The sequence below is a fragment of the Pseudomonas fluorescens genome (genome assembly GCF_040448305.1).
Lineage (GTDB): Bacteria > Pseudomonadota > Gammaproteobacteria > Pseudomonadales > Pseudomonadaceae > Aquipseudomonas > Aquipseudomonas fluorescens_BH.
Map to the genome: position 1 here is coordinate 193692 of NZ_CP148752.1, position 18829 is coordinate 212520.

General features: G+C 58.0%; 11 protein-coding genes. 9 read left to right on the forward strand and 2 right to left on the reverse strand.

What is annotated here, in order from left to right; genetic code table 11:
- Positions 1-62: 62 nt before the first annotated feature.
- The 5 genes from WHX55_RS00890 (at position 63) to WHX55_RS00910 (ending at position 8590) form a co-directional block, all read left to right on the forward strand.
- Complete coding sequence (locus WHX55_RS00890; protein ID WP_353741836.1) at positions 63-644, forward strand: alpha/beta hydrolase; 582 nt, start codon at positions 63-65, stop codon at positions 642-644.
- Positions 645-699: 55 nt separating this feature from the next.
- Entirely contained in the window at positions 700-1626 is a 927-nt protein-coding gene (locus WHX55_RS00895) for a sigma 54-interacting transcriptional regulator (protein WP_353741837.1), read from the forward strand.
- Positions 1627-1837: 211 nt separating this feature from the next.
- Positions 1838-2884 (forward strand): hypothetical protein, encoded by a 1047-nt coding sequence (locus WHX55_RS00900; protein WP_353741838.1) that lies wholly within the window; start codon positions 1838-1840, stop codon positions 2882-2884.
- A gap of 32 nt (positions 2885-2916) precedes the next feature.
- Complete coding sequence (locus WHX55_RS00905) at positions 2917-7629, forward strand: RHS repeat-associated core domain-containing protein (RefSeq protein ID WP_353741839.1); 4713 nt, start codon at positions 2917-2919, stop codon at positions 7627-7629.
- 178 nt (positions 7630-7807) lie between these two features.
- Positions 7808-8590 (forward strand): MetQ/NlpA family ABC transporter substrate-binding protein, encoded by a 783-nt coding sequence (locus WHX55_RS00910; RefSeq protein ID WP_008045406.1) that lies wholly within the window; start codon positions 7808-7810, stop codon positions 8588-8590.
- A gap of 387 nt (positions 8591-8977) precedes the next feature.
- Here the strand turns inward: WHX55_RS00910 and WHX55_RS00915 are convergent, their stop codons facing one another.
- Entirely contained in the window at positions 8978-10147 is a 1170-nt protein-coding gene (locus tag WHX55_RS00915; RefSeq protein WP_150726433.1) for an AAA family ATPase, read from the reverse strand.
- Positions 10148-10324: 177 nt separating this feature from the next.
- Here WHX55_RS00915 and WHX55_RS00920 point away from each other — a divergent pair, with 177 nt between their 5' ends.
- The 4 genes from WHX55_RS00920 (at position 10325) to WHX55_RS00935 (ending at position 17950) form a co-directional block, all read left to right on the forward strand.
- Positions 10325-11428 carry an efflux RND transporter periplasmic adaptor subunit gene (locus WHX55_RS00920; protein WP_353741840.1) on the forward strand — a complete coding sequence of 368 codons (1104 nt, stop codon included), beginning with the start codon at positions 10325-10327 and terminating at the stop codon, positions 11426-11428.
- The gene (locus tag WHX55_RS00925; RefSeq protein ID WP_353741841.1) at positions 11425-12489 is read left to right on the forward strand and encodes an efflux RND transporter periplasmic adaptor subunit; all 1065 of its coding nucleotides are present in this window, start codon (positions 11425-11427) and stop codon (positions 12487-12489) included. The genes WHX55_RS00920 and WHX55_RS00925 overlap by 4 nt, the downstream gene beginning before the upstream one ends.
- Positions 12486-15536 (forward strand): efflux RND transporter permease subunit, encoded by a 3051-nt coding sequence (locus WHX55_RS00930; RefSeq protein ID WP_353741842.1) that lies wholly within the window; start codon positions 12486-12488, stop codon positions 15534-15536. Before WHX55_RS00925 ends, WHX55_RS00930 begins: the two co-directional genes overlap by 4 nt.
- Positions 15537-15703: 167 nt before the next feature.
- On the forward strand, positions 15704-17950 hold the full coding sequence (locus WHX55_RS00935) for a glycoside hydrolase (protein WP_353741843.1): 2247 nt from the start codon (positions 15704-15706) through the stop codon (positions 17948-17950).
- A gap of 9 nt (positions 17951-17959) precedes the next feature.
- Here WHX55_RS00935 and WHX55_RS00940 read toward each other — a convergent pair whose 3' ends face one another.
- The gene (locus tag WHX55_RS00940) at positions 17960-18589 is read right to left on the reverse strand and encodes a class I SAM-dependent methyltransferase (RefSeq protein ID WP_353741844.1); all 630 of its coding nucleotides are present in this window, start codon (positions 18587-18589) and stop codon (positions 17960-17962) included.
- Positions 18590-18829: the final 240 nt, after the last annotated feature.

Here is an 18829-nt window from a genome sequence, read left to right on the forward strand (position 1 = left end):
ACGAATATAAATCCTCTCCCTATACTCGACCGGGAACAGACACGCAGCAGGAGAGCTCCCCCATGCGCAACGAATCAATTCGCTACCTGATTGTGCCGGGCTGGCAAGGATCGCCAGAAGATCATTGGCAAAGCCACTGGCAGAACAGCCTGCCGAACAGCGCACGGGTGGAACAGGCCGACTGGCTGACGCCGCGCCGTGAAGACTGGGTCGCGGCGCTGGCCGAGGCGATTACCGCCGACAGCACACCGGTGATTCTCATTGCCCACAGCCTGGGTTGCATCACCGTCGCCCATTGGGCGGCGAGCGCCCCCGTGCAGTTTTTGCGTCAAGTGCGCGGCGCCTTGCTCGTCGCGCCGGCAGACGTCGAACGCCCGGCCTGCGCGCCGGCCTTGCGCAACTTCGCGCCGATTCCGACGGATCTGCTGCCATTCCCGAGCCAGATCGTCAGCTCCGACAACGACAGCGCCGTCAGTGCACCGCGAGCCTTGGAACTGGCGCGCCACTGGGGCGCCGAAGCGGGGATTCTGGCGGGGGCAGGGCATATCAACGTGAAGTCCGGTCACCAGCGTTGGGAGCAGGGTTTTGCCTATCTCTATCGCCTGCAAAACCGCATGGAACACCACGCCCTGCGCCGCGCTTGAACACTTTTTTTATTTAACGCCCCCGTCTCCCGGCGGTTTTGGGCGGGAGTCTGCCATGAGCTTTGAAACCTTCGGTCAGCCGCTGCTGACCTTTCCCGATGCCGAAAAAAGTCCCCTGAGCATCCGCGCCAAGGCACTGGTGTTTGTCGATCCACGGTCACGGCAATTACGTGAAGACCTTGAGCAACTGGCAACGCGCTCAGTGTCAGTGCTGATCCGTGGCGAAACCGGCACCGGCAAGGAATTGCTGGCCCGCCATATCCACCGCGCCAGTGATCGCGGCGGGTTGTTCGTGTCGGTCAACTGCGGCGCCATCAGCCCGACTTATGCCGACGCCGAGTTGTTCGGCTATGCCGCCGGCAGTTACAGCGGCTCGGCGAGCAGTCGTGCCGGGTGGTTCGGTTCGGCCAACGGCGGCACGCTGTACCTGGACGAAATCGGCGACCTGCCGCTGCCGATCCAGACCAAATTGCTCGCTGCGCTGGAAAACCACGAAGTCACTCGCGTCGGTGCCCAGCAGCCGAGTCCGGTGGATGTGCGGCTGGTAGCGGCCACCAGCATCGATCTGGCCCAGGCGGTTGCCGCCGGAAAATTCCATGAACGGCTCTATCACTACCTCAGCGAAGGCCAGCTCGAACTGCCGGCACTGCGTGAGAGGGTGGGTGACATCCTATCGCTGGCCGAATACTTCCTCGGGATCTACAGCCAGCGCCTCGACTTGCCAGTACCGCTGATCAGCGAGGAGGCGCAACAAGTGTTGGAACGGCACAGTTGGCCGGGCAATACCCGGGAGCTGGAGAACGTCATTCACTTTGCATTGCTGGTCAGTACAGGTGACGAAATCTTGCCGGAGCATTTGAATCTGTCGGTTGTCCGGCCATCTGCGGTTCTTATACAAGGATGGATAGATCAACTTGTTCAACAAGGAGATGTCGCTGAAGTCCAAGCGCTGAAAAAATATTTCACAAGCATAAATATATAGGCTCATTGGTTGTTTTTATAACGAAACCAGGGAGTTGATTGTTGCTTGGTTTTTGTGGGCGCTGATCCTTGTTGTTATATTTTGTACTATTTGTAGTGTGGTTGTAACAATTTTGCGTTTTGCAGGCCGGTGGGGTTTGACATATCTTTTAATTTCTCCTGGATACATTGATATCCGTCATTGTTAAATATCATATGAAAAAGGATTTTCTGTGAGGTTTGTTGAAAATAATGCTGCGATAGCTCCAGGTGTCGACGATGAGTTGAAAGATATCAATCCCTTTGTCGAGGGTCATATGCCTGCTGATCCGGGGATGGCACCCCTGTCTGTTCAAGAGGCTGATTTTCCTGAGTGGATAGACCTCAAACGATTTCAAGTCTTCTCGACTTCGGGCGGAAATAAAATTTACGCCAATGGGTATCAGCAGTTGAAATTGATGGTGGTTGTGCAAGTTGTAGGCGATGGGCAAAAGGTAGCAGGAATTTCCCAAAGCGAGTTAGACAGCATTCAACTGCTGGATGCCTATTCCGACAAAGCCCTGCCGATAGACAACATTCGAGACGGCGAGGATCCGGCGTGGAAGTGCACGCTGGAGCGACGCTTACCATACGAGCCGTATCCTCACACGGGTGAACTACATGGCCCGGTTGTGCGGGGGAAAGCCATCTTTCTCAAGGAGTTCTACGTTAGCAGCAACTCTCCCGATCCCATCAAGCTGATTGCAGCCATTACCCGTTCGGACGGGGAGGTGTTCTATTCGGAAGAAACCTCGGAATTCGGTGGAATATTCCTGACGACTGTTCCACCGCCGATCTATCGAAAAGAACAGTTCAGGGTCAAACACCTATCCGGCAACTGGGAACCGACAGAGAACGTTGCCAAGGTTGATCGATATGTTCTGGACCTGTTAGAGGATCAGCGCCATATAAAATTCATCGATTGCTCGATTACCGGCGTGTTGCATGCACGCAGTGAGCATCCCGACTATCTCGGGTATTACGCCGTTGGCTATTTTAAAGGGCTCAAGGCTAATCATGGCGCGGAGGTATTGTGGGAAACAGCCGATACACTTGCGACCTACCATGAAGAGCAAGGCAAAGTCACTTTTTTGATGCATTTTGCCAGAAAGGGCGGAACGTCCCAGGTTCGACATGATCATTTGTTGGTGAAGGTGTTTGTTCGGGATATGTATGGGAACAGGCATGAAATCGACGTCGCAATGAACACCCGAAATCCTTCGATGATCGAAGTTGTTTAATTTTACTGTATCTGCAAAGTCAAGGAATGATGATGAGTACAGCAGTGCCAGAAGTGGAATCCAACGCATTCAATTTTTCTGAATTTATCCAGTCTGGAGTTGATGTCCGTACCGGCTCTTATAGTACCAGCATTAATCTCGCGGGGTGGGTGGCTAACAATATCAACGGTCCGCAGATATCCTTCAGTATTTCATTCGATAGTTTCCGCACAACAGATTTCGGTTGGGGACGCGGTTGGTCATTGGGTTTGAGTTCCTACAATCGGAAGACCCGTAAGCTGACCCTTGCAAGCGGTGTTTCTTATCGTGTCTACATCAGCAGAGGGCAGCTCATCGTCAGGGATAAAAAGCTTCAAGACACTTGGGTCACGCTCGACGGCGACAATCTGGTTGTCAGCCATAAAAACGGTCTGATCGAGAGGTTGGTCAGGCCGGATGAAACGTATGACGAATGGTTACCCGAACATGTTCACTCCAACGAAGGGCGCTCGATCAGTCTGAAATACATGTTGGTACGGGGTCGCCGCGTCCTGCACGAAATTCACGATCAGCAACACCGCGTCGTGGCCCTGAGTTATGAAGCGAAAGATCAACCCGCCAGCATTACCGTATGGCCTGATCATCCGCAAAGACGCTTGAAGTTTGTTTTAGGGGTTCGCGATGGATGGCTCCGGCAGATAACCCTTGATCACGGTCCCGCCGAGCACCTTGCATGGTCATTCGATTACCAGTTACACAATGGTTTTCTGGTCATGACGGAGGTCCGCGCGCCAGGTGGCAGTGTCGAGAGTATTGTGTACGCTCCTCAGCAGCATCAGTTGCCGCTCGGGGCACCAATCAGTGCTTTGCCGGCGGTACGGCGCAGTGTTCTGGTGCCGGGTTCAGGGTTGCCGACGATCACCCGTGTCTATGAATACTCCGACAAAAATTTCCTCGGCTATCAATCGGGACTTCGTTGGGTGCAGGACGGGGACCATCTGCATGGGCACAAAGGGCCTTACACCTACTCCTGTACCGAAAGCCTGGTTAGGGGCGTGGGCAAAAAGACAGTTGAACTGAGTCGCATCGAAAGAACCTACAACCGCTTCCACCTGATGATCTCGGAAAAGTCACTTACCAACGGGAAAGTGCAGCAAAGAACGATTAGCTATCACGATGTTGACGGTCTGGACTTCTCCGATCAGCCCGCCCATTTCCAACTGCAGAAAACATCTGTCGTCAGTTATGTCGATACCTCTACGAGCGCCGCGTCCCGAACCGAAACCACCCATACGACCTATGATGAATCCGGCAATCTGCTAACGCAGATAAATCCGAGCGGAGCCCGGGAGGATTACGTCTATTATCCGGCAGAAGGTGCCGAGGGTTGCCCCCCCAACCCACTGGGTTTCATCACGGCATTGAAGGAGCGATCGGTCACGCCTTCACCTGATTTTGCCCAGGCGCCGATGGTCATTGTCTGTTTTTCCTACATTGACTTGCCCTCCATGCGCGAAGACGGTCATCGGTTTTTGTTGCCTCAAAGCGAAAGGCTGTTTGAAGGAGGGAATAAAAAGCCAAGCGTGGATACTCGATTCGAGTACATCGATGATGCCAGTGATGCGTTTTACGGACGCCTCAAGAGTCGCTCGCAAGTCGAGCACAACGGCAACCGCCGTCTCGAATTCAAATATTCAATTGATGGAGATTGGGTAGAAACCCTTCAACAATTGTACGTGGGTAGCGAAAGGCATGATCGCAAAGTCTGGCATGACCGATTTATCGGACAGGAAGTCAAGGTTCGGGATGGGGCCGGTAATGAGTTGTTGAAGACGTACGACAATCTGAACCGTGTTGTTTGCGAGACAGTGGCATTCGATGGAACGGATATCGCGTCACGCATCACCGAATTCAACGGTGAAAGCCAGCCAGAGGACGGCGCAACCATCGGCATCACCAGCATACGGGGTGTGCTGAGCAAGATTTGGCTCGACGGGGTCGGGCGCACGACCAAAGTCGAAGTTCAGGATTTCGATTCAACCGACACGCCAATGCGTCTGAGCTATGAGGCCCACTACGACAATTTTGGTCGACTGGTGAGCGAAGTCAGCCAGGACTGGCTCGATGGCAAGGTCACTGCGTCAACCACGACCTACAGCCACGACGGCTGGGGGCGCGTATGCAGAACGGTAGGTCCTGATGGTGTCGCGGTGAACGATGTGTTTGACCCGGTTTCATTGACTCGAACATGCTGGTGCGACGGCGCTGGAAAAACCCGTTCTGTATTGAACGTGTTCGGTAAGCCAGATCGGGAAGAACGCATCGATTCCGAGGGTGTGGTCACGATTACCGCGACTTTTTCCTACGACGGACTTGGGCGTTGCCTGACGCAAACCAACGAGGCAGGATTCGAAACGAGCTTCCGTTATGACCTTTTCGGTCGTCTGATCGAGACGATTCTGCCGGATGGTACTTCGATTAAAAAAAAGTATGACCCTCTGAGCACGGGTGATCATCCGATCGAAATCAGTGCCGATGACTACGTGTTGGGCACCCGGACTTATGACGGTTTATTGCGTGTCACCAGTACGACTGTCGGCGGCAGAACCGAAGCAAGGACCTATGAGGGTGGTGGCGCTCAAGCTTTGCAGCAAGTGACGGCGGCGGGCGATATTTTCAGGTTCACCCTTGATCCCAAGCTCAACGGGGCAGTGACCGCGCGGATCGGCAGCCACGCTCAATCAGCCAGATATCGATTTGATCCATTGACCGGGCAACTCGTCGAAACCTCCAGCCCTGCCATCCAGCGCCGGGTTGAGTACGCCAGGTCAGGCAAAGAGAAGTCCCAGGAGTGGATCTCCAGTGAAGGCCGCTTCGGCACCGCCACTACCCGTTCATTGAATGGGCTGCCCATCAGCTTTACCGATGTTAACGATGTAGAAACTACTTATATCTATGACGCTGCGGCGCGGCCCGTAGAAATTCAGCAGGGACCGGTTCTGGCGAAGTACACCTACGGTGCCCGGGGCCAGTTGCTGACATTGAGTGTCGAAGACACCGCCTCGAAACGCTCGCTGACGACCACCTTGATTCACGATGAGTTCGGTCGTGAGATCCAGCGTACTTCGCAGTTCGGCGACGGATCTCGCCTGGAAATCCTTCAAGTATTTGGGGCCGATGACAAACTTCAGCAGCGATCGTTGGTATCCGGTGCGCAATCACGTACAGAAACCTTCGCCTTCGCCTACGACTGTCGCGGGCGCCTGAAGCGCTATGACTGTGCAGGCACGCAGGCACCGACCGATGCCTGGGGGAAACGCATTGATTTTCAGAAATTCACCTACGACTACCTCGATAACCTGTTGACGGTGCGTACGGGTTTCGATGGGGAGGAGGACCTGTGCACGTTTTCCTACGATCGTCCTGACAAAACCCAGTTGAGTTCACTGACTCACAGTCATGCGCACTATCAGCCCGGGCATGTGAGCTTCGAATACGATGCCAACGGTAATCTGCTCAACGATAACCAAGGGCGCACGTTCCGGTATGACACTCTGAGTCGGCTCGAAAGTGTGGCCAGCGCTGGCGGTGGTGCGCATTATCAATACGACGGCGAAGATCAATTGCATGCGGTGGCTGCCGAATCCGGAGAGCTGATCAGGTTTTTCTATAGCGAGCATGCGCTGTGCAGCGAAGTGGCGGGTAACCACCGACGCAGTCTGTTGTCAGGCGACGGCAAGTCCTTGGCCGAGCAGCAAGGTGACGACGTTGTCTTGTTTGTCACGGATGGTCAGGGCACGGCCCTTGCTCGTCTTGGATCTCAAGACGAATCTGTTTTGTCCTGTCTTCCCTATGGTGATCGCCCCGCATCGAGCGGACTTGGCGCCCTGCTGGGGTTTCAGGGTGAGCGACTGGACCCGTCAACCGGGTGCTATCTGCTCGGCAGGGGTTATCGGGCCTACAACCCCCGATTGATGCGGTTTCACAGCCCCGACAGTTGGAGCCCCTTTGAGGGTGGCGGCATCAATGCCTATGCCTATTGTCTGGGAGATCCGGTCAATCTCAAGGATCCCACCGGGCATATCTCGACCTTGGGGTGGGTGAAAATCGGTGTGACCGCCGCCCTGGCCGCCGCTGCGATTGCGCTGACAGTCGTTACCATGGGCGCAACCGCACCACTCGTGCCGATCTCGGCTAACGCCTTCGCCTTGTTAACACTGGAGGTCATTTCCGCGACGGTTTCAATTGCCTCGGCGGTTGTCGATGAGCTGGCTCCGGATACCGTTGGCGGCCAGATATTGACCTACTCGTCGATAGTGCTGGGTGTGGTGTCGTTCGGGGCCACCGCGGTTGCAAAAGTTGGCGGTAAAGGCATTGGCTTTGCGTTGACGAAAAGTGTGGACTCTCTGGCGGACGTGATGACTGCACAGCGAGGAGTCGCGCGCGTGGCGGTGGGGCGGCGTCTATACGGCGCTGTTTCCACGGCAAATGAGGCATTGAGAAGTACAGTCAAATTGCAGAGCCGGCTCAACAACGTGTTGACGGCAAAAAAGGTAATCAGTGGGGCGAGTATCGCTTCTACAACAGCTTTCATGGTCGCGAATTCGGAAAAGTACGCCGCCAAAGCCGACGCATTTCTTCAAGATCACTGGTCATCACTGGCTGAGGATTTCAGTGCTCAGAGGTTTCGAAGCGATGCGGTGGACGCTCTGGAGTCATTCACCCATGAGATTGGCGAGCAGATTGTCACGCTGCGTGGCATTTGAGCAATGATGACCAGAGATTTGGATGCTTTCAAAATGGAATATAAACTTGAATAAAAGTTATTATTCGGGAATAAAAAATCCCGGTATTGTCCGCTTCACGCCAGCGATAGCACTTCACTGGCACCCTCATGTTCAAGCCGTCGCCACAAGCGACTGTGATTTTCGATAAGGACACTGCATGAAAAAGGTTCTGTTGTTCACCGCACTGGCGGCTGCCCTGACCACGGGCCTGGCCCAGGCTGGCGAGAAACTGGTGGTTGCCGCGACCCCGGTGCCACACGCCGAGATTCTCGAGCTGATCAAGCCAACCCTGGCCAAAGAAGGCGTGGACCTGGAAATCAAAGTCTTCACCGACTACGTTCAGCCAAACGTGCAGGTCGACCAGAAGCGCCTGGACGCCAACTACTTCCAGACCCTGCCGTACCTGAAGAGCTTCAACGAAGGCAAAGGCACTCACCTGGAAACCGTGATCGGTGTTCACGTTGAACCCTTCGGTGGCTACTCGAAGAAAGTCAAAACCCTGGCTGAGCTCAAAGACGGCGCGACCATTGCCATCCCGAACGAAGGCAGCAACAGCGGCCGTGCCCTGATCCTGCTGCAGAAGGCTGGCCTGATCGAGTTGAAAGACCCGAAAAACGCCGTGTCGACCCCGAAAGACATTGCCAAGAACCCGCACAACTTCAAGTTCAAGGAACTCGAATCGGCCATGTTGCCGCGTGTGCTGGATCAGGTCGACCTGGACATGATCAACACCAACTACGCGCTGGAAGCGGGCCTGAACCCGGCGAAAGACGCGCTGATCATTGAAGGTGCCGATTCGCCTTACGTGAACTACCTGGTGGCCCGTCCGGACAACAAGGACAGCGTTGCCATCCAGAAACTGGCCAAGGCCCTGACCAGCCCGGAAGTGAAAGCCTTCATCGAGAAGAAGTACAGCGGCGCGGTATTGCCGGCGTTCTGATTCGCGAAGCAAACCCCTTCAAGGTTTCAAACGCCGACGGCTGATTTAGCGTCGGCGTTTTTTTATGTGTGTCGGTTTACCAGTGGCGAGGACGCTTTTGTGGCGAGGGGGCAAGCCCCCTCGCCACAAAGAGCCTGTTGACCCTGGAGTTGCTCAGACCGGCCCGGCCTTCAACGCCCTGCGCAACGCCATCAATAATTTCAGAATGTCTTGCGGATCCAGCCGTTGCGGCGTTGGTTCGTCTGCCATGTTCTCGTCCTTGTGAGATTTTGCCCGGGAGTCTGGCCAAAAGTGGTTCGTCCTTGGCGCTGTGTTTCGAAAAAAGATCCTTCCTACGGTGCAAGGGAAAATAGACGTCTTCCATTGCCCCGGCAAATCAGGCGCCGCTCAATCCGGCCAATACCATGCCGGCTCATCCAGCATGCGCTGGCCCACGATCCCGGTCTGGCCAAGATTTTTCTCCAGCACGATGCAGTTGCAGTCAGGGTCCTGCTGCAAGGCCGAAATCAAGCGCCGGGCATGGGACACCACCCACACCTGGCACTGCCCGGAGGCGCGGATGATCAAGCGTGCCAGCGCCGGCAGCAGGTCCGGGTGCAGGCTGGTTTCCGGCTCGTTCAGCACCATCAACGTGGGTGGGCGTGGTGTCAGCAGTGCGGCGACCAGCAGCAAATAACGGAGTGTGCCATCCGACAATTCGGCCGCCGATAACGGCCGCAATAGCCCTTCCTGATAAAACTCAATGGCAAACCGCCCGCCCTGCAACGGCGCGATGTTCAGTCGCGCGCCGGGAAAGGCATCGCTGATCGCCGCCTGCAACACCTCGGGATCGCCGATTTCCCTGATCGTCTGCAAAGCCGCCGCCAGGTCACGACCGTCGTGGTGCAACACGGGTGTGCGGGTACCGAGTTGCGGTTGGCGAACCGGCGCGTCGGCGTCACTGCGAAAGTGATCGTAGAAACGCCAGCGACGAATAAATTCACGCAGTTGCATGACTTCCGGCGTGGTGCGAAAGCTGCCGATCTGATCAAACAGGCTGTCGAAATCCGGCGTGTGTTGGGCCAGCACTTCCCACTGGCGACCGTCCCGCGCACGGACCATCGGGCCATTGCGGTCCACCAGCAGGCTGGCAGGACGGTACACGGCGCCGGCCCAGATACATTCTCGTTTGATCTCGGGGTCCAGCGAAAAGTACGTGATGTGATCCGGCTGCGGCATCGGCAGTCCCAGTGCGATCGCGTAGCTGAAGTCTTCACCGGAAAATCCCAGGCGTAAACGCATGGGCGATTGACGGACGCTGCCTTCGACCTGAACTTCACCATTACGCATGCGCCGGGTGATGGTTTCCGGGCCGGCCCAGAAGGTCGAATCCAGGCCTCCTTCACGGGCCAGGGCATTGACCACGCCGCCGTGGGCGGTTTCCGCCAGCAGGCGCAGCGCACGGTAAAGGTTGGATTTGCCGCTGCCGTTGGGGCCGGTGATTAGATTCAGCCGGCCCAGCGGGATCACCAATTTGTTGATCGAGCGGTAATTGGCTACCGCGAGAGTGTTGAGCATGTGGGGTCCTGAGGCGGGATCGACCGGGGCTCATTGTCCGGTATGTGCAGGCGTCTATTGCAAGTGTTTTAGGGGTAAAACATAGCGAATTTTTTCTTCATAAGACGAACGTGCAAGGTCGAATTCCTGTTCTAAGCTCTCTGTCGTGTTGTATATGAAAAAGGCCAAGGAGTTTGCATGGTGGTTCCCGGATTGAAAGCAGTAATGGCCTTGAGTGTCGTCACCCTGCTGACGGCTTGCGACGAGAAAAAACCCGTGCAGGAATACCTGCCGCGGGTGTTCGTGCAAGTCGTCAAGCCGGCGGATTACGCGGCCTCGGTTACCCTCACCGGAGATATCCAGGCGCGGATACAGACCGAACTGTCTTTTCGTGTGGGTGGCAAAATCATCCAGCGTTCGGTTGACGTCGGTGATCGAGTGACAGCCAAGCAAGTGCTGGCCCGGCTCGACCCGAAGGATTTGCAGACCAATGTCGATTCGGCCCAGGCGCAAGTCGTCGCCGAGCAGGCGCGGGTGACGCAGAGTGCGGCGGCGTTCGTGCGTCAGCAAAAATTGCTGCCCAAGGGCTACACCAGCCAGAGCGAATACGATTCGGCCCAAGCCGCCTTGCACAGTAGTCAGAGTGCCTTGAGCGCTGCCCAGGCGCAGTTGGCCAACGCCAAGGATCAGTTGAGCTATACGGCGCTGATCGCCGATGCGCCGGGGATCATTACCGAGCGCCAGGCCGAAGTCGGCCAGGTGGTGCAAGCGACCATGCCGGTCTTCAGCCTGGCCCGTGACGGCGACCGGGATGCGGTGTTCAACGTCTATGAATCACTGCTGGCCGAGAAGCCGAAAGATCAAACCATCGTCCTCAGTCTGCTCGACAACCCGGCGATCAAAACCACCGGCACCGTGCGCGAAGTCACCCCCGCGGTGTCGGCGCAATCCGGAACCGTGCAGGTCAAGGTCGGCCTCGACAAACTGCCCGACGGTATGCAACTGGGCTCGGTGGTGAGTGCCACGGCCAGGGGATCGGGCAAGTCGGTCATCGAGTTGCCGTGGTCGGCGTTGACCAAAAACATCAGTGTCCCCGCTGTCTGGATTGTCGACGACAAGGGCAAGGCTCAATTGCATTCGGTCACGGTCAGCCGCTACCTGACCGGCAAGGTCATCATCAGCGACGGGTTGAAGGACGGGGACAAAGTCATCATCGCAGGCGGACAACTCTTGCACCCGGACATGGAAGTCGAGATTGCCGAAAACACTTACAAGGATCTGACGTGGGGAGCCAAGCCATGAAGCCTTTATGGGCGTTGTCCATCGGGCTGGTGCTGAGCGCCTGTTCTGAAAGCGAACCGCCGCCGGCGCCGGTGCGGCCGGTGCTGTCGATCAAGGTCCAGACCTTGATCGAAGAGGACCTGGGCCGCTTCGCCGGCAGCATCCAGGCGCGTTATGAAACCGATACCGGCTTCCGTGTGGGCGGGCGAATCGCCAGCCGTAACGTCGATGTCGGCACCGAGGTGGAGAAGGGTACGCTGCTTGCCACCCTCGATCCTTCCGACCAGCAGAACCAATTGCGCTCGGCCCAGGGCGATCTGTCGAAAATCCAGGCGCAACTGATCAACGCCAAGGCCACGGCCCAGCGTCAGCAAGCCTTGTTTGACCGCGGGGTCGGTGCACAAGCGCAACTCGACGAGGCCAACACGGACCTGAAAACCACCCAGGCCTCACTCGATCAGGCCCGGGCGGCCGTCAACCAGAGCAAGGACCAACTGGGCTACACCGAGCTGCGCGCCGACCATAAAGCCGTGGTCACCCAGTGGAGTGCCGAGGCCGGGCAAGTGGTGTCGGCCGGTCAGCAAGTGGTGACCCTGGCGCAACCGGACATCAAGGAAGCGGTGATCGACCTACCCGATACGCTGGTCGATCAACTGCCCAGCGATGTGGTGTTCCTGGTCGCTGCGCAACTTGATCCAAGCATCAACTCCACCGCCATCATCCGCGAAATCGAACCCAAGGCTCAAAGCGCCACACGCACCCGTCGCGCCCGCCTGACCCTGGCCGAAACGCCGCCCGGCTTTCGCTTGGGAACGGCCATCAGCGTCACCCTGAGTTCTGCGATCAAGCCGCGCATCGAGTTGCCTGTCACCGCGTTGCAGGAGGTCGATGGCAAGCCACGCATCTGGGTGATTGATGCACAGAGTAAAACCGTCTCTCCCCGTGACATCCAGGTGATCAGCCGTACCGACAGCACCGTGGTGCTGGCTGGCGGCGTGAAGAACGGCGAGCGGGTGGTCAGTGCCGGTGTCAACAGCCTCAAACCGGGGCAACAAGTGAAAATCGACGAGGACAGTCAATGAAAGGGCCTTTCAACCTCTCGGAATGGGCCCTCAAGCATCAGTCGTTCATCTGGTATCTGATGTTCGTCGCATTGTTGATGGGTGTGTTCTCGTACTTCAACCTGGGGCGCGAAGAAGACCCTTCGTTCACCATCAAGACCATGGTGATCCAGAGTAAATGGCCGGGGGCGACCCAGGAGGAAACCCTCAAGCAGATCACCGACCGGATCGAGAAAAAGCTCGAAGAACTCGACTCCCTCGATTATGTGAAAAGTTACACGCGCCCCGGTGAATCCACGGTGTATGTGTACCTGCGCGACACCACCAGTGCCAAGGACATCCCGGAAATCTGGTACCAGGTGCGCAAGAAGATCAACGACATCAAATACCAGTTCCCGCAGGGCATACAGGGGCCGTCGTTCAACGACGAGTTCGGTGACGTCTTCGGCTCGATCTACGCCTTCACCGCCGACGGCCTGACCCTGCGTCAGTTGCGCGACTACGTGGAACAGGCGCGCATGGAAATTCGCGGCGTGCCGGGGCTGGGCAAGATCGAAATGGTCGGCCAGCAGGACGAAGTGCTGTACCTGAACTTCTCCACGCGCAAACTCGCAGCGCTGGGCATCGATGAGCGTCAAGTGGTGCAGAGCCTGCAATCTCAGAACGCCGTGACCCCGGCAGGTGTCATCGAGGCCGGGCCGGAGCGGATTTCGGTGCGCACTTCAGGGAAGTTCGCTTCGGAGAAAGACCTGGCCGAGGTCAACCTCAAGCTCAACGACCGCTACTATCGTCTGGCCGACATTGCCGAAATCAGTCGCGGCTACGTCGATCCGGCCTCGCCGGAATTCCGCTACAACGGCAAACAGGCCATCGGCCTGGCGATTGCCATGCAAAAGGGTGGCAACGTTCAGGCATTCGGCAAGGCCTTGCACGCCCGTATCGACCAGTTGACCGCCGACCTGCCGGTGGGTGTCGGCATTTACAACGTGTCCGACCAGGCCGTGGTGGTGGAAGAGGCCGTCGGCGGCTTTACCAGTGCCTTGTTCGAGGCGGTGGTGATCGTGCTGCTGGTCAGTTTCGTCAGCCTTGGCGTGCGCGCCGGGCTGGTGGTGGCGTGCTCGATCCCGTTGGTGCTGGCGATGGTGTTCGTGTTCATGGAATACAGCGGCATCACCATGCAGCGGATTTCCCTCGGTGCTCTGATCATCGCCCTCGGCCTGCTGGTGGACGATGCGATGATCACTGTGGAAATGATGGTCACGCGCCTGGAAATGGGCGAGACCAAGGAGCAGGCGGCGACGTTCGCCTACACTTCCACGGCGTTCCCGATGCTCACCGGTACGCTGGTGACGGTGGCAGGCTTCGTGCCGATCGGCTTGAACGCCAGCTCCGCCGGTGAGTACACCTACACCCTGTTTGCGGTGATCGCCTGCGCGATGCTGGTGTCGTGGGTGGTGGCGGTTCTGTTTGCGCCGGTGATCGGCGTGCACATTCTCAGCACCAAGGTGAAACCCCACGAAGGCGAACCCGGGCGTATCGGCAAGGCGTTCAACGGCGGGCTGTTGTGGTGCATGCGCAATCGCTGGTGGGCCATTGGCATCACCGTGCTGTGCTTTGTACTGGCGGTGTTCAGCATGCGTTTTGTGCAGAACCAGTTCTTCCCGTCCTCGGACCGCCCGGAAATCCTGGTCGACCTGAACCTGCCGCAAAACGCCTCGCTCGACGAAACCCGCCGGGCCGTCGATCGCCTCGAAGCCACGCTCAAGGACGATCCGGACATCGTGCGCTGGAGCACCTACGTCGGTCAGGGTGCGATCCGTTTCTACCTGCCACTGGACCAACAACTGCAAAACCCGTTCTACGCGCAGTTGGTGATCGTCAGCAAAGGCCATACCCGTGAAGCCATGATGCAGAAGCTTCGCGAGCGCTTGCGCAACGACTTCGTCGGCATCGGCAGTTATGTCCAGGCACTGGAAATGGGCCCGCCGGTAGGGCGTCCGATCCAGTACCGGGTCAGCGGCAAAGACATCGACCAGGTGCGTCGACACGCCATCGACCTGGCCACGGAGCTGGACAAGAACCCGCACATTGGCGAGATCATCTACGACTGGAACGAGCCGGGCAAAGTCCTGCGCATCGACATCGCCCAGGACAAGGCGCGGCAGTTGGGGCTGTCTTCCGAGGATGTGGCCAACCTGATGAACGGCATCGTCAGCGGCCAGACGGTGACCCAGGTCGATGACGACATTTACCTGATCAACGTGGTCGGGCGCGCGGTGGATTCCGAACGCGGTACGCCGGAAACCCTGCAGAACCTGCAAATCGTCACGCCTAGCGGCACGTCGATTCCGCTGCTGGCGTTCGCCACGGTGCGCTACGAACTGGAACAACCGCTGGTGTGGCGTCGCGATCGCCTGCCGACCATCACCATCAAGGCGGCGATTCGTGACGAGATCCAGCCGACGGACCTGGTGAAAATCCTCAAGCCGTCCATAGACGCTTTCGCTGCCAAACTGCCGGCGGGCTACAAGGTCGCCACCGGTGGTACGGTGGAGGAAAGCGGCAAGGCCCAGGGCCCGATTGCCAAGGTTGTGCCGCTGATGCTGTTCATGATGGCGACCTTCCTGATGATCCAACTGCACAGCGTGCAGAAGCTGTTCCTGGTGGCCAGCGTTGCGCCGCTGGGGTTGATCGGCGTGGTGATCGCGCTGGTGCCGACGGGTACGCCGATGGGCTTCGTGGCGATCCTCGGGATTCTGGCGCTGATCGGTATCATCATCCGTAACTCGGTGATCCTGGTGACCCAGATCGAAGAGTACGAGCAGAAGGGCTACGCGCCGTGGGATGCGGTGGTGCAAGCCACCGAACACCGACGTCGGCCGATCCTGCTGACCGCTGCGGCGGCGAGCATGGGGATGATCCCGATTGCCCGGGAAGTGTTCTGGGGGCCGATGGCCTACGCGATGATCGGCGGGATCGTCATCGCCACCTTGCTGACGCTGCTGTTTTTGCCGGCGCTGTATGTGGCCTGGTACAAGATTCGCGAGCCGAAGAAAGAGGCTGTTTAAAAAGCGAGCGCTTCGCGCTCATCGCGAGCAGGCTCTCTCCCACAGTTGACCGCGATTAACTGTGGGGGGAGAGCCTGCTCACGATTGTTTCGGAACGGTCTGACTTACAGCCTGGGTCGAGTGCCTTAGTCTGTCCCTCCTTCAATCAGGAACGGAGGGGACAACTCATGCTTGACCTCATTCGCGGGGCGCTGCTGTTTGGCTTGTTGCTGGCCTGGTCGACATCCGCGACAAGTGCCGTGCTGGAAAACCCGCTATGGCGTATCGATATCGACCCTGCGACCCTGGCGATAAGCGCGACACCGGCTGGCCATGAAACCGTTCAGGCCTCCACCGGCGTTGCGGCGCGGCGGGTCAGTGCGCTGCAACAGGCGGCCGAGCGTCTGGAGTGGCAATGGGATGAGGGCACGTATGCCCTCAGCGCCGAATTACAGGGCGCGGATCTTTCCCTGTCGATCAAGGCGCATGCAGCCGCCGACCTGACGTTTCTCGACCAACCCGGTAGCGCTATGGGTCAAGGCCTGAGCTGGCCGATGGCCGAGGGGCATTACGTGCCGGCCGGCGATCGGCAGTGGCAAACGTTTTTGCTGGAGCAGGGCGCAGTCAATACCACCCAGGATTTGAGCCTGCCGCTCTGGGGCGTTGACCATGGCGGATTCAGCCTGCATTGGCTGATGACCAATCCCTACAACAATCGCCTGACCTTCAGCGCCGACGGCAGGGCTTTGGCGCTGACGGCGAGGCATGAATTCACGTCGCTGGAGCCCTCGGCACCGCTGACGTTCACCTTGTTTCTCGGCGATGCCGACCCGCTGGCAGGGGCAAAGCGCTACCGCCAATGGCTGATCGACAACGGGCGCTACGAGCCCTTGAGCGGCAAACTCGAGAAAACCCCGCAAGCTGCAAAGCTGCTGGGCGCCAGTCATGTCTATCTGTGGGGCAACGATCTGCTGGGGCCCAAGGATGTGCGCAACTGGCCGGCTCTGCTCGCGCAGTTACGCAGTCAGACACCGCTGGCGCGGGAACTGCGAGGCGGGCTGGATCACGAAACCACACAGATACTCGACAGCGGCGATACCCCATTGGATCACTACCGGCAAACTGTTTTGCTGCGCAGTCTCAACGCCGCGCTTAACACGCTGACGCGCAAGAACTGGCAGGCGCGAGCCGTGCCGGATATGCAGCTGCTTGCCAACGCTTATGGTGAGCTGCGCACGCGTCTGGCGCGTGACTTCGCGGATGCCTTGAGCGCCACACCCGAGCGCTGGGGCAGCACCTTGTCGCTGAACACCTTCGAGCAATTGCGCAAGGCCGGTCTGTCGCGACTGTGGCTGGGTCTTGGCGAGGGCTGGGAAGGCGGCTTGTGGCATCCGGAAACGGTGCGCGCCGGTGTGGCGGCGGGGTATTTGCTGGCGCCTTACGACTCTTATGAAACGGCGTTGGCGTCCAATGAAAACCCGGACTGGACCACGGCGCATCTGGGCGACAAGGCCCATGCCGAATGCGCCATCGTGCTCAAGGACCGCACATTGAAAAGTGGCTTCCAGCAATCGGGTCACTACACCGATCCGGGATGCATGCGCTCGTTGCTCGAGGCCCGGGTCAGGGCCGTCCAGGCGCGGGCCGGGTTTAACAGCTGGTTTCTCGATGCTTATGCCACTGGCATGCTTTACGACAGCTATCGCCCGGGTGCGACGCTGACGCAGGCGCAGAATGCACAGGACAAAATTGACGCTTCGCGCTGGATCAACGAAAGCCTGCAACTGCCCAGCGGCTCCGAGGATGGCAACGCAACCACCGCCCAAGGCGTGTTCTTCACCCACGGCATGCAAACGCCAGTGATTGGTTGGGGCGATGTCGATCTGAGCAAAAATACCGACTCCGACTTTTTTCTGGGCAAGTGGTATCCACCCGAGCAGCCGGCCGTGTTCTTCAAACAAGTGCCCTTGAAAGAACCCTATCGGCGCATTCACTTTGATCCGGTGACTCGATTGCCGATGTATCAAACGGTGTTCCACGGCTCTGTCATCAGCACCCATCACTGGTTGTTCGACAGCCTGAAACTGAGCAACGTGCGGGTGCCGAATGAACTGACCCAACTGCTCTATAACGTGCCGCCGCTCTACCATTTGAGTGCCGCTACCCTGAGTGAGCGGTTGCCGCTGATGGCCCGTCAGGATGCATTCTTCCGGCCGTTGCACGAACGTCTGGCCACGCAGGCGATGACGGACTTTCGCTGGCTCAGCGCTGATCGTCTGATACAGCAAACCACGTTCGCCGACGGCACGCGGCTGCTGGCCAATTTTGCTGCACAGATGCGCGAAGTGAACGGTTTACGTCTGGCCGGCCAAAGCATTACCGCGCTGATGATGGACGGCTCGACCCTGAGTCATGAGGTTTCTACGCCGCGCTGAAAAACTCGATCATGCGGGCTTACGCCAGACACTCGCCAACCAAGGCTGCTGCTCCCGCGGCAGCCCTGCCGGCCGGTAGTAATGCTCCAGCTCGGCAAACCCCGCCTCGATCAACAATTGCTGCCAAGCCGCCAGATCGTGATACGACCCAAAACGCGATCCATTCCAGCCTTCCTGATTCTCGCCACGGGGATTGGAACTGAACAACACCCCACCCGGTTTCAGCGTTCCCCACAACTGCTTCAACACCCGTGGTAATTCCTGACGCGGAACATGAAACAACACTGCATTGGCAAAGATCCCGTCGAAGCGTTCGGCTGGCAGATCAAGCTTCAAGAAGTCCTGCTGCCACACCTCGCAGCCGCTGTCTTCATGGGCCATCTGCGCGAATTTTTCCGAACCGTCGAGGCCGACCGCCTTGTGGCCCATGCGGGTGAAGGTTTGCAGATCCCGACCGGGGCCGCAGCCGAAGTCGAGAATGTCGAAAGGCGCTTCGCCCTGAATGTGCCGCAACAGGGCATCGATGTTCTGACTGACATCGTGATCTCGCGTCCCCTCACGGAAATCCTCAGCCACCGAGTTGTAGTGGCCCAGGGTCGTGGTGGTGATCTGTTCGAGGTCGTCGGGTGTTTGCTTCATGGTCGGCTGCGCAGGCAATTTGGATTTACCGAATATACGCCATGGCGCTGGGGGCTGCTGCGCAGCCCATCGTCGGAACGCCGCCAGGACCAAGCCCGCTACCACAGGTATCCACGGTCAACTGTGAGCGAGCCACGCGGTCCTTCTGAGGACATGCAAATGCTAGAAATTTCGCTGTGGATAACTCCGTCAGCAACGACCTATGGAAGCTTCGGCAAGGTCCTACAAAACAAGACAACT